At 35.6% G+C, this 12,018-nt stretch carries 9 protein-coding genes and 3 pseudogenes; 9 read left to right on the forward strand and 3 right to left on the reverse strand.

Going from position 1 to position 12,018, the window contains the following annotated elements; genetic code table 11:
- Positions 1 to 1,458: transglutaminase TgpA family protein (locus tag D5R40_RS25075; RefSeq protein WP_240041649.1), on the forward strand; the 1,458-nt coding region annotated here is incomplete at its 5' end.
- 251 nt (positions 1,459 to 1,709) lie between these two features.
- Here the strand turns inward: D5R40_RS25075 and D5R40_RS25080 are convergent.
- On the reverse strand, positions 1,710 to 2,486 hold the full coding sequence (locus D5R40_RS25080; protein WP_338043249.1) for an ion transporter: 777 nt from the start codon (positions 2,484 to 2,486) through the stop codon (positions 1,710 to 1,712).
- Between the two features lie 134 nt (positions 2,487 to 2,620).
- On the opposite strand from D5R40_RS25080, the gene D5R40_RS25085 reads away from it, so the two are divergent.
- The 5 genes and pseudogenes from D5R40_RS25085 to D5R40_RS42860 all read left to right on the forward strand — a co-directional run bounded on the left by D5R40_RS25085 (position 2,621) and on the right by D5R40_RS42860 (position 4,869).
- A complete protein-coding gene (locus D5R40_RS25085) occupies positions 2,621 to 2,905 on the forward strand; it encodes a hypothetical protein (RefSeq protein ID WP_124155397.1) in 285 nt (94 codons plus the stop codon).
- A gap of 234 nt (positions 2,906 to 3,139) precedes the next feature.
- Entirely contained in the window at positions 3,140 to 3,811 is a 672-nt protein-coding gene (locus D5R40_RS25090) for a pentapeptide repeat-containing protein (RefSeq protein ID WP_124155398.1), read from the forward strand.
- 12 nt (positions 3,812 to 3,823) lie between these two features.
- Positions 3,824 to 3,925: pseudogene (locus D5R40_RS42855) on the forward strand (pentapeptide repeat-containing protein); the annotation flags it as partial.
- Positions 3,926 to 3,990: 65 nt separating this feature from the next.
- Positions 3,991 to 4,206, forward strand: a pseudogene (locus D5R40_RS43535) (pentapeptide repeat-containing protein); the annotation flags it as partial.
- On the forward strand, positions 4,192 to 4,869 hold the full coding sequence (locus tag D5R40_RS42860; protein WP_445974437.1) for a pentapeptide repeat-containing protein: 678 nt from the start codon (positions 4,192 to 4,194) through the stop codon (positions 4,867 to 4,869). The pseudogene D5R40_RS43535 and the gene D5R40_RS42860, both read left to right, overlap by 15 nt.
- An 880-nt stretch (positions 4,870 to 5,749) precedes the next feature.
- Here the strand turns inward: D5R40_RS42860 and D5R40_RS25105 are convergent.
- Positions 5,750 to 7,366 (reverse strand): hypothetical protein, encoded by a 1,617-nt coding sequence (locus D5R40_RS25105; RefSeq protein WP_124155400.1) that lies wholly within the window; start codon positions 7,364 to 7,366, stop codon positions 5,750 to 5,752.
- Positions 7,363 to 8,571, reverse strand: coding sequence for a glycosyltransferase family 4 protein (locus tag D5R40_RS25110; RefSeq protein WP_124147034.1), 1,209 nt, complete (start codon positions 8,569 to 8,571; stop codon positions 7,363 to 7,365). Before D5R40_RS25110 ends, D5R40_RS25105 begins: the two co-directional genes overlap by 4 nt.
- Before the next feature lie 256 nt (positions 8,572 to 8,827).
- On the opposite strand from D5R40_RS25110, the gene D5R40_RS25115 reads away from it, so the two are divergent.
- The 3 genes and pseudogenes from D5R40_RS25115 to D5R40_RS25125 all read left to right on the forward strand — a co-directional run bounded on the left by D5R40_RS25115 (position 8,828) and on the right by D5R40_RS25125 (position 11,660).
- Entirely contained in the window at positions 8,828 to 9,760 is a 933-nt protein-coding gene (locus D5R40_RS25115) for a hypothetical protein (RefSeq protein ID WP_124147035.1), read from the forward strand.
- Positions 9,761 to 9,850: 90 nt separating this feature from the next.
- Positions 9,851 to 10,840, forward strand: a complete 990-nt coding sequence (locus D5R40_RS25120; RefSeq protein ID WP_124147036.1) for a glycosyltransferase family 2 protein — start codon at positions 9,851 to 9,853, stop codon at positions 10,838 to 10,840.
- 125 nt (positions 10,841 to 10,965) lie between these two features.
- Positions 10,966 to 11,660, forward strand: a pseudogene (locus tag D5R40_RS25125) (IS1 family transposase).
- The last annotated feature ends 358 nt before the right edge of the window (positions 11,661 to 12,018 follow it).

Here is a 12,018-nt window from a genome sequence, read left to right on the forward strand (position 1 = left end):
AATTTGCGTGGGCAATTAGAGCCTCAAGTTGTGATGCGGGTGAGGTCGCAAGCTGAAGGTTTTTGGCGAGTTTTGGCTTTCGATAAATATACGGGTGAAGGTTGGGAAATTTCTCGGAATGATAATTCTTTTACTTTAAATCGCCCTCGTTGGTCTTATCAATTTTATGTTAATTGGCCGAGAAATAGATATGACAATGAAACTAGAGAAGTAATTCAAAGCTACACAATTGTTTCTCAGTTGCCGAATTTAATTCCCGCTTTATATCAAGCAAAAGAAGTATATTTTCCTACTGAAAAAATAGCGATTGACCCTGATGGTAATTTGCGTTCTCCTCTCGAACTTAGGGAAGGTTTAACGTATACAGTCATTTCTGATGTTCCTTATCGAAACCAAGATATTTTGAGTAAGGCAGGTGAAAATTACCCAGAAAGTATTAGTAAATATTATTTACAAATTCCTCCAGAAATTGCGGAAAAAGTAAGACAAAAAACAGCAGAAATTTTAGCTAGTAAAAATAAAGTTGCTAAAGAAAGCAAACCTATTACTTCCCCTTACCAAAAAGCACTTTTTTTAGCCCAATATCTGAAACAAAATCCTAATTATAAACTACAAAAAGAACCTCCATTTTTTGTTGAAGGTGAAGATTTAGTATCGGCTTTTTTATTTGGTTATCAAAATAGCCCGGAAGGGGAGAAAATTATCGGTGGTTATGGCGACCACTTTTCTACTGTCTTGACAATGATGTTACGTTCTATTGGAATTCCGGCAAGATTAGTAGCGGGTTATTCTGCTGGGGAATTTAATCCTTTTACTGGTTTATATGTGGTTAAAAATACAGATGCCTATATGATGACGGAGGTATATTTTCCTGGGTATGGATGGTTTGCTTTTAACCCTATTCCGGGAATGCCTTTAACTCCTCCTTCTATTGAAAAGAATCAAACTTTTAGTGCATTAATGACTTTTTGGCAGTGGGTAGCTGGTTGGTTACCTTCTCCTGTAACTGGTTTTTTAGAGAGATTTATTGGTGGAATATTCCGTTGGGTATTGGGAATTATTAGTTGGTTTTTTGCTCTCTTTTCTCAAGGTTGGCAAGGCATATTTACTGGTTTAATTTTCGTTACTGCTTTAGCTTTCTTGGGTTGGTTATTGTATATATTTTGGCGAGGATGGCGTTATGGTCGGTGGTTAGCTAAGTTATCTCCAGTGGAGAGTATATATCAACAAATGTTGAGTTTGATGGCGAGTAAGGGATTAGTTAAACATCATTTTCAGACACCTTTTGAATATACTCAAGCTATTAAGGAATATCATTCTATAAATGAAGTAGAAATAATTGAAGAAATTTCTCAAGCTTATGTGGGATGGCGTTATGGTAGTAAAGAAGTTAATTTAACTAGATTAAAAAATTTACTCCGAAGTTTAAAGCGAAGTATTAGGCGTAGGTTAAATTAAAGGAATAAGAAGAGGGTGATTACTAAAAAACTACGCTCGCTCATGTATATAGGAAGGAATGAGCAGGTTAAGACTTACAGCAGTTTTTATTTGGGTAGACCACAGTAGGGACTTTCCATGGAAGGTCTCTACAAGGTTTTGCTTGTGAATAAGAATCTCCTCATCTCCCTATCAATTTTTCTCTAGTGATCATAAATTGACCCTGGGGAATAGGGTGAATGCCTTCTGTCTTCTTCAATGTATCGACCCTATTATTTTTTTTCATTGACATTATTTATTTGATAAATGCCTAACTCTGTACCACATATTTTACAGAATTTGGCATCTATATCGTGGATAGAAAAACCACAACCACTGCATGATTTTTCTATATTTTTAGTTGTTTTTATCAGTTGTTTAATTAAATCCCCCAGTTGAGAAGGAATTAAACTAATACCTGTTAATATCATTAAAACGGTTAATAAACGACCACTTTCTGAAGTAGGAATTATATCGCCAAATCCAACAGTTGTCATTGTAACAACTGAAAAATATACAGCATCTAAAAAATTCTTAAATGATTCAGGATTTACGCGGTGCTCTACTTGATAAATCAAGCCAGAAAAGATAAAAATAATTGTAAATAAAGTAAATAATATTCTGGCAAAAATCACTCCATCTTCTGTACTAATCCGAAAAATATAAATTTTGAATTTGAGAAATCGAATTAATTTTAGAATTCGGAACCATCTGATAATTCTAATAAAACTCAGTTCTAAAAAACCTGGAAAAATAGGTAAAATTGCCAGTAAATCAATAATAGAAAAAAAACTAAAAACAAACTTTATTTTTTGATCTGCACACCAAAATCTCAGTAAATATTCAACGGCAAAAAACACTAAAATAGCATCATTGATTAGTTCTAGTATAATAAAAATATTCTCTGGAATTGGATAAGTCTCAGCAACAAAAATAGCTGAAGAAAATAAAATCAAAAATAGCAGAATAAAGTTAATAGCTTTACCGATAGGAGTTTCAATATCTTCCAAATAAAATGCTAGAGTTTTTTTTGTGAGTTCAAGTAACATAATTTCTCATCTTCTGCTTGAGAGCAGTAACTATCAAACTAAATTGTCATTATAATGTTTTACAATGAATCTGCCAATGTCTCTACAAGTTAATTATGTCTGACCTAGAATCAAATTTATCTGCTCTAGTTGCCAAGGTTTCACAACTGGAAAAACAACAAGTTACTCTCAAAAAATATGTTGTTAAGTTGAAACAGACTTTAGACGAGCAGATAGAAAATTTTCATCATCTACCGGAAGCACAAGATATCGAAAATTTACAGGAAAATTTTTTTGCTTTAACTCTACGTTTAGATGAATTATTAGCTTTAAATAATCCCATAAAATCGACTACGGAAACTCAAGATAAATCTCCGGATAGTTGGCAAAAAACTGAATAATATCAAAATAAATTAGTATTTGACTGTACTGATAGTCGTGGTGTATTAATCGAAGCATTAGAAACAGTTCAAGCACGATTAATTATTATTTGTCCTTGGTTAAACTGTAATAGTATCGATCGACATTTACTGAAGAAATTCAAGGATTGTTTAAACCACAATTTTCAGATAGATATTGGTTGGGGATATTTAGGCGATCGCTCGAATATTGGCAAAGGTTGGAAATATAATGCTTTGGTAGATTTACAAGAATTAGAAGAAAGTTATCCTGGTCTATTTCGGTTGAAGTTGTTAGGAACTCACGAAAATTTTCTGGTGTGTGATGAGAAGTTTGCTTTTGTGGGGAGTCATAATTTTTTAGCTTCGGGCGAGGAAAGTCTGGAACGAGAAGTGGGTATTCGGACGACGGATATAAAAATTATTCAAGGATTAATTAACCGTTTTGATAATGCTGAAGTTTTGGAGGAAGCAGAAATTAATCGCAGATTTGCAGCAAGTGTGAAAAGTTTGGATGAGGTGGAATATTTGCCTGGAGTTATTGATGAAAGTGAAATGGAATTTCAGAAGATTTCGATGGTGGTAAATAAAGATGAGGAGGAAGAAGAAGAGGGATATTTGCCTGGAGTTATTGATGAGAATGAAATGGAATTTCAGGATATTTCGATGATGGTAGATGAAGATGAGGAGGAAGAAGAAAGTCAAGAACCTGTGGTTAGTGCTGAGGAATTTTTGCGTAGATATAGTGAGGGAGAACGAGATTTTACTGGGATTAATTTGTCTGGTGTTGATTTGAGTGGGAAGTCTTTTGATGATTCAAAATTAAATTTGAGTAATGCTAATTTTAATGGTGCAAATTTGAGTGGAGCAAGTTTTCAATCAGTTAATTTAACAGGTGCAAAATTTTGAGGTACTGACTTATCTAAAAGTAAGTTAAATTCGGCAAACCTAAGTGAAGCTAAGTTGATTAATACTAACCTCTGTGAAGCTGATTTAAGTATTAATCAACTTAGCTTGACTTAGGTTTGCCGAATTTAACAGGTGCAAAATTTTGAGGTACTGACTTATCTAAAAGTAAGTTAAATTCGGCAAACCTAAGTGAAGCTAAGTTGATTAATACTAACCTCTGTGAAGCTGATTTAAGTTCAGCGAATCTCAGTCAAGCTAAGTTGATTAATACTGATTTAAGTAAAGCAAGAATGGTTTCTACAAATCTAGAACAGGTAAAGTTTAGAAATGTGAATCTTAGTCAAACTTATTTATGTTTGGTAAATTTTACTAAATCTAACTTGAGTGGAATTAATTTTAGCCAAGCTAAAACACCAAACAAAAGCAACTTCAGTGGTGCAAATCTCACAAAAGCAAATTTTAGTGGCTTATTTTTAAGGAATACAGATTTTACGAATGTAAATTTGAGTCAAGCTGATTTAAGTAAAGCTAATTTGTTAAACGCAAACCTTAAAGGAGCAAACGTACAAATGGTAAAAATTAACCAAGCACTTTGTAGTGAAGCAACTGTTTTTCCTGAAGGGTTTAATTATACTAAATTGGGTGTTTATTTTCTTGCTCCTAATGTTTCATTAAGAGGAGTAAATTTATCAGGCACTGATTTAAGGGGAGTCAATTTGAGTGGAGCAGATTTAAGAGATGCAAATCTAGACGGAGCAATATTAGATAAAACTGATTTAAGATATGCAAATTTGAGTGGAGCAAGTTTAAGAGATGCAAATTTGCGAGAAGCTAAACTAAATGCAACAGAGTTAACAAAAGCTGACCTTCGTAATGCAAATCTTAATAGTGCAAAACTCAGAGGAGCTAACTTAATTTCAGCAGACTTACGAGCAGTTATAACATATTCTACTGATTTATCTGGTGCAAATTTAACTGATGCTAAACTAGGTGGAGAATTATTGGAAAAAGCTAACCTAAAAGGCGCAATAATGCCAGACGGTTCAACCCACGAATAATATAAATAGTAGGTTGGGTTGACAAAGGAAACCCAACTAAAAAGTTTGGTCGCCCTTCATAGTAATGTATCAAATCCGGTACATCAGTGTAATTGGCGTTGCACAGTGACGAATGATTCTAGATTTTGGATGCCTGAATTTGGAATTGGGGAATTACTAAAATGATTAGTTAATGGTTTTTTTAGTCAAAGTCCGAGCCCATTTTTGGCAGCATCATTCCATAATGTGCAACCCCGTGTAATTAGATAAAGAGGGTGGGAAGTTTGAAGAGATGGGTAGATAAAGAAAGATGTGGCAATGGCGCATCAGTTGGAAAATTTTTTTATACCGAACCCGAGCGGACTTGATATTAGAAATATTATAGACAGAACTTACGCATTTTTCCAACAAAAACACTAGATATACCATAGTGCTATAGTTTTTATCTACTATATGTAGTGCTTTTGCTTAAGTCCTGATAGAAATATTACAGCAGTCGCCATTATTATTAGGACATTCTCGCTCCTCTCAAATTGACAAATTTATTCCGTACTGCAAGTTTAACTTTAGACTTCAGATCGATGGAAATGCTCAACACCTTTAAGGGAGCAAGATACTCCCACTCTCATGCTCCATAACCAAAATAATTACAATCCACTACTACCAAAAATGTATCTATATACTTTTTTCTCTTCTCCTGACTCCTGACCAAAAAGTAAGGTAAATAGCTTCCCCTTTTAAGGGGATGAAAAAGCGGTCGTTAGCGCAGCTTCCCGTAGGGTGGGATGGCTCAGAAACCTGCGCCATATCCAATCGACCAAGAGAAAATCAACTTCAGTATTTTCGTAGCCTCCCTATTCCATGAGGTACTGATAACTGATAACTGAAATGACTTCTGACTTCATAACAACCCTCCTCGCTGAATTCTCTGCTGTTGTATAGTCTCCTTCTTAGCAAAAGCAGCATCTAGTTGATCCAATAACTTCCCAATCTTTTCCTTTGCCTCCTTGCTAGTCTGAGGTTGCCTGTTTAACCACGACGTTGCCCTTCTTCGCCCCTTTTGACTTGCCACAATTAAAGCACCCCAAGCAATAGCATTAGTTTCAGCTTGATTTACCCTTAAAGCAGCATCAACTCGGTTGCGCAGACGACCAGTATCATTTTGCAGTAATTTACCAATCTCATAAGTGCTGCTCAAATTATTTTCAAACACATTTAGACTTTCTTGCCAACGACCATCAATTAAACCAGCCAAAACTTTTTGACTTGGACTTGCCCAAGAAGCGATCGCCTGAGCTTCTGTAATCTTGGCATGAAATTTAATTAAATCAAATTGAGCTTGTGCTTTTTCAGGCCATTGAGATTCATCCATTAAATTCTTTCGCAAAGGTTGAATTAAAGCAAAAGCACCAGACCATAAACCATTACGAGCTAATCTCAAGGTATCTTTATAATAGCTATCTGCAATAGGAATTTCGTCAAGAGAAATTTTCTCTAACTCAATCGGATTAAGTATAAACTTTCGTGGCTGAATCCAATAAATATCAAAATCAGGATCTAATCCCACAGTTTGCTCAACCACCAACTCTGGATCTCCTCCTCCCGTCATTTCCTGCCAGATGGGAGCTTGACCAGCAGCACTTTTCCATTCCAACATCGAACTCAAGTAATTTTTTTTGGGGTTGTAATTGACAATTTGTCCATAAGGAATAGTCTTATTATTTTGTAATCTTTGACCACTGACAGTAAACCAAACTCCAGCAGTGGGAACTTTGCCTTGAAAACGACGTACTGTTGTTACAGGTAAAGGTTGATTTGAGCCTTGAGGAGCAGAGGTAGACTCAATAGTAGATGAAATTACAAAAGATTCAGCAGGACCTTGGAGTGGTAAAGTATTAACTAATCGAAAATATGGTTTACTGCCTTCTCTTTGGTTAACAGATAAAACTGACTGATAGACTCGCAACTCTACTAATTCCCGACAAGGAGTTTCACAGGGCAAAGAAGCTCTTGAATCAATTTGCTTCATTACTGGCACTAATACATCTAAACCAGAATCTGCTGTTGTACTAGGAAGAGAAAAAGTTTCTCCGGTACTAAATCCTCCCTCTTTGATACTACCTTTAATTTGTTCAAGAGTTTGCAAAGATTTATTCCCGGATATATAAAATTGAGTCCACTGTGGTAATGATTGATTAAACCAGACTATAGCATTCGGATCGGAAATTAACTTTACACTAATCCATGCCCCCATTGCCATGAAACCAGAGCCACCAAATAATAAACTTACCCCTGCCCATTCAACAATCCATTTTTTCCAAGGTAAGGATTTTAAAGAAAACTTTTGAGATTTAGATAATTTCCTCTGATGCCTAGATTTAGGGACAGAAGTTATCCGGCTAATTTGTAGAGTTTTCTTACTTCTAGGATAATAAGATTTCTGAGCTGTTTTAGCAACTTTGGGAAACTTAGCTTGATTGTAACTGACTTTGGAACCTTGAATCTTCCTTTTCATCATCCTAGCAATACCTGCTCATAGCGCTGACCTTGAACTTCCCAAGTATACTCCGTTTCTATCAGCGATCGCCCATTTTCTGACAACGTTTGTCTCAACTGCCCATCCTCAAATAAGTGACTAATGGCCTCTACATACTCTGCTACTTGATTTGCTCTTAATGCTTTTAGTGGTGTATTTGCACCATCAACTGCTAGACCTTCTAAACCACGGTCACTGGCCACAACAGGCGTACCTGCTGCCATTGCTTCTAAAGTTTTATTTTTAATTCCAAAACCAGTACGCATCGGAATCACACAAACAGTTGCTTGATGTAAATATTCTGCCATTGAAGGTACGCGACCTGTAACTTTTACTCCTGGGCGAGTTGAAAGTTCCTGCACTTCTGGTACTGGTCTCGCCCCTACCAGAGCTAAAGTTGTATCAGGATAACGCTCTTGTACCTTAGGTAATATTTCCAAAGTCAAAAACCTAACCGCATCAATATTAGGAAAATTATCCATAGCTCCCACAAAAATTAATTGATGTCCCTCTGGGTCGTTACTTCGATAGGGAAACTGAGTAAAATCTACTCCATTCGGAATAACTGATATTTGACTATTGGGGTTAAACTCTTGCAGTTGTTTCCCGTCTTCCTCAGTTGTTGCGACTATACAGGAAAATTTTGAGCAGTAGCGTTTTTCATAACGAAGCAGTAAGGGAAGATTCAGTCTATCTCGCAATGGTTTTTCTGCTGTACCAGTTTCTAACTGTTGCTTACAAGTACCATAAACCGAACTATGGACATTAACTAGAGTTTTTAGTTGTTGTTGCCATTGAGGGCGAATATAAATTTCATTCACACAATGTTCACAAGTAATGGCCTCACATTTACCTGCTGCCACAAACTCATCCACCCAATTTTGCATTGCTGGCGAATATATCGAAAGAACACTTGGTGGAGTACCTTCAATCAGAAAATTACTAAAACGTCTTAGTTTTACTAATGTTCCTTTTGTTGGTTCTTGGGGGCGCGGAAATACAGCCAACTCTTCTACATAAGATCGCAATGAATCTATTTCTGAATCATTGACATCTGGAGACAGTTGTGTTAATAAAGTAACAGAATGTTTTTGACTCAAATATTTGAGTAGATTAAAAGTTCTAACTTGCGTACCACCTCGACTGGGAGGATAAGGAAAGGTGGAGGAAAGCATTAAGATTTGCATAAAGTTTGTAAGTTCCCCTAGATTTTTCTTTATATACAGGTAATTTATTATATTTAATGGCAATATTATATAGCGTTTCCCAAGCTAATGAGGTACAGTTGTTTTTCTTCTTTATCGATTCCTACGGAACGAGAATTACGACTCCCTACTCCCTACTCCCTAAAACCAAGGAATTTTGTACCTGCCACTTTTTGGGAATTACTATATTATTAATTTTAGTTAGATTTTAAATATTTTAATTTTACAAATAGATTTTATGGTGGAAAAGTCAAATATAGTTAAGGCATTAAAAAAACCAAATCTAGCCTTGAAGAAAGGTAAGCGTTTTGTAGCACATAATCTGGAAGATGTGATCAGAATTATTACCCAGCAACACAAACTTTCAGAAATAGTTAATCAAAAGGAAATTCGAGTGGCAGGTATGAAACGCAGTGGGAATCATGCCATTATTAACTGGGTTAAAAGTCAACAGAATAGTGATGTAGGATTTATTAATAATGTATTAGCTAATCAAAACCCCTATCGGTACAAGTATGAAAATCTACGAGATAAATTTCCAGAACATAAATGGGCAATAGAACATAACCGCCAACAAGCTAAAGGAAATTTTATTAAAAGAGATTGTTTGATTTACAGCTATGAAGATTTTCCCCTGGAGCAGATAGCAAATGATAAATTTGAACGTAACCACGATATATACTTAGGAAAAAGTGCTACTAGGTACGATATACTTATTATTAGAGACCCTTTTAATCTGCTTGCAAGTAGACTAAAGATATCTTCTAAGGTGGCATATTTTTTATCAGTAAATTCTCCGAATAAAACCATGATTGATTTGTGGCTAGATTATGCAAAAGAATATTTAGGAGAAACAAATTATCTCAAGCACAACAAAATTTGTATAAATTATAATCAATGGTTTGCTGATGTTGAATATCGGCGAAACATTGCTGAGAAACTGCAAATGGAATTTTCTGATGCAGGCATTGATAAGGTAACAAGTTTTGGTGGCGGTAGTTCGTTTGAAGGAAAAGAATTTAATGGCAAAGCAACATCAATGGATGTCTTAAACCGATGGCAAAAAGTATCTGATGATCCTCAATACAAGCAGTTTTTCAATCGGGAAGTATTGGAGTATTCAGAGCGAATATTTGGTCATATTCCCGGCACAGAATCTTTAATTAATTAAGTAAAAATTAGCAAAAATTTCACCATTAGTTATCATTCAATATTGGGTTAATTATCTATTAAAATTATTTCATAAATTATGTAATTTATTATGACAAAAGTTAGCGTTTGCATTCCCACTTATAACCGAGCAAATTTGCTGCCTTATGCAGTAAATAGTGTTTTGAATCAAACTTATGATGATTTTGAATTAATCATAACTGATGATGGCTCAAAAGATAATACTGCTGAAGTAGTTAGTCAGTGGAATGACTCTAGAATTCACTATATTCAGCATCCTCAAAATATTGGACGTAGTAAAAATATGCGTTCTGGTTTTGATGCTGCTACAGGGGATTATTTTATCAAATTTGATGATGATGATGCCTTGACTCCAGAATTTTTAGAGAAAACTGTGGCAGTATTAGATGAGATGCAAAATGTAGATTTTGTCTGTACAAGTCATTGGGTTATTAATGAAAAAAGTGAACGGGAGGAAGTAGCCACGAGAGAGAATGCGGCTAAGTGGGGAAAGGATAAGTTGGAGCAAGGAATTATCCCTAACTTGCTTAAAGAAACATTTCAATACCAAAGTTTGCAGGTGGGTTCAACTTTGTTTCGTCGTTCTTGCCTACAAGAAGTTGATTATATGCGGCCTGAAGCAGATGGATGTGAAGACTTTGATTTGCTAGTCAGATTAGCAGTAATCGGAAAAGTTGGATATTTTATTCCAGAATATCTCATGGAATATCGTTTTCATAATCGTCAAACCAGTTTAAAACAAGATATTCACTTTTTATCTGCTAAAACTTTCTGTATTAATAGTTATAAATTTGACGATCAGAAATTGGAAAAATCACGTTTATTTAAGTTAGCAGATACGAAACAGAATCTAGGAATTAGATTAATTGAAAAGGGTGAAAGTGTTAAAGGGAGAGAGTTATTACAAGAATCAAGCCAAATGCTAGGAACTTCATTCAAGACTAGATTTGCTTTAGTATTATCTTACCTACCCCTAAATTTACGACAATTTGCTTTGCAAAGTTTTAGGAAATTTCGTCCTCAAGACTATGCAGACCGAGTTAGAAAAGCAACTACTTAAGTTGGAAATAACTGGTAGAATTTTTTAGTGGCGTTGGTAAATGGAAAGATGAACTGAGTAATCTACTCATAGGATGGGTAGGGCAAAATGGAATATGTAGATAGTGCTGGAGCTAAAGTTAGCCTATGCAATGCCCAGAGTGTGCTAGTAAACATATCCGCAAAAATGGTCATCGAGGAGACAAGCAAAATTATCTATTGTTAGATGTGGTCGCCAGTTTATAGAAGTCTATAACAAACCTGGATATAGCCTGGATACCAAAGCTTTATGAAGAGAAATTTATGTCAATGGTATGGGGTTCCAGGGGATTAGCTGAGTTACTGGGGTTGCCCATGGCACAATTATTAATTGGGTCAGACAGGTAGGAAAACTTTTACCTGATATTTATGACTCAGAAGTAATCCCAGAAGTTGGAGAATTGGATGAGTTACAAACTTTTGTCTCAAAAAAAAAATCAAGTTTGGATTTGGACAGTGGTAGACCACTTTCGGCCAGGGATTGTCGGTTGGGTCATCGGAAACCGTAGTTCTGAAACTTTTATTTGGCTCTGGCAAGCGATTGCTAACGCTTGTTGGAAATGCGATTTCTGGGTCAGTGATGGGAATCCTGTTTATAAAGTCTTTATTCCTGAGCAAGACCAAATTATCACTAAGACCTAAATGAGGAGGGTGGAAGGAGAAAATACTCGTTTACGACACTACCCCCGCTCGACTGCACCAGAAAACATTGTGCTACTCCTTTCTCTGTAGAGATGCTGAAGCATTCCATAAGACTTTTAATTCATTATCTCAAGTTTGGAGATGTAACTGTTCCTGCCTGATTTATCTTTGAATTTACCAACGCCTTTTTAGCGATCGCCACTCGATCAATTTTCCTACAAGATGATGATTACTCAATATTGGCTTGGCAATGATACAGGCCATTTTTTTTGCCCAAGTCCTGTTATATCAAATCCGGTTGAATACTTATCATATATTTGGGGGTGGGGAGTAGGGGAGTAGGGGAGATTGAACTAATTATAGAATTATAAGCATATATTATATAACCGGATTCTATATCATATCAAATCCGGTAGCATCGGTATAAAAAAATTAAACCTGATAAATTAAGGGATGAATAGTAAGAGTAAGGTCTCCGGCCCCTGATGTTGATGGCGACGATCTTTTAATCCATCAATA

It is taken from the genome of Okeania hirsuta (assembly GCF_003838195.1).
GTDB lineage: Bacteria > Cyanobacteriota > Cyanobacteriia > Cyanobacteriales > Microcoleaceae > Okeania > Okeania hirsuta.

What these genes read in the sequence shown, in the direction of transcription:
- D5R40_RS25115 (WP_124147035.1), top strand. Translation starts at nt 8,828, where the DNA reads ATGGTGGAAAAGTCAAATATAGTTAAGGCATTAAAAAAACCAAATCTA.
- D5R40_RS25120 (WP_124147036.1), top strand. Translation starts at nt 9,851, where the DNA reads ATGACAAAAGTTAGCGTTTGCATTCCCACTTATAACCGAGCAAATTTG.
- D5R40_RS25105 (WP_124155400.1), bottom strand. Translation starts at nt 7,366, where the DNA reads ATGATGAAAAGGAAGATTCAAGGTTCCAAAGTCAGTTACAATCAAGCT.
- D5R40_RS25110 (WP_124147034.1), bottom strand. Translation starts at nt 8,571, where the DNA reads ATGCAAATCTTAATGCTTTCCTCCACCTTTCCTTATCCTCCCAGTCGA.
- D5R40_RS25085 (WP_124155397.1), top strand. Translation starts at nt 2,621, where the DNA reads ATGTCTGACCTAGAATCAAATTTATCTGCTCTAGTTGCCAAGGTTTCA.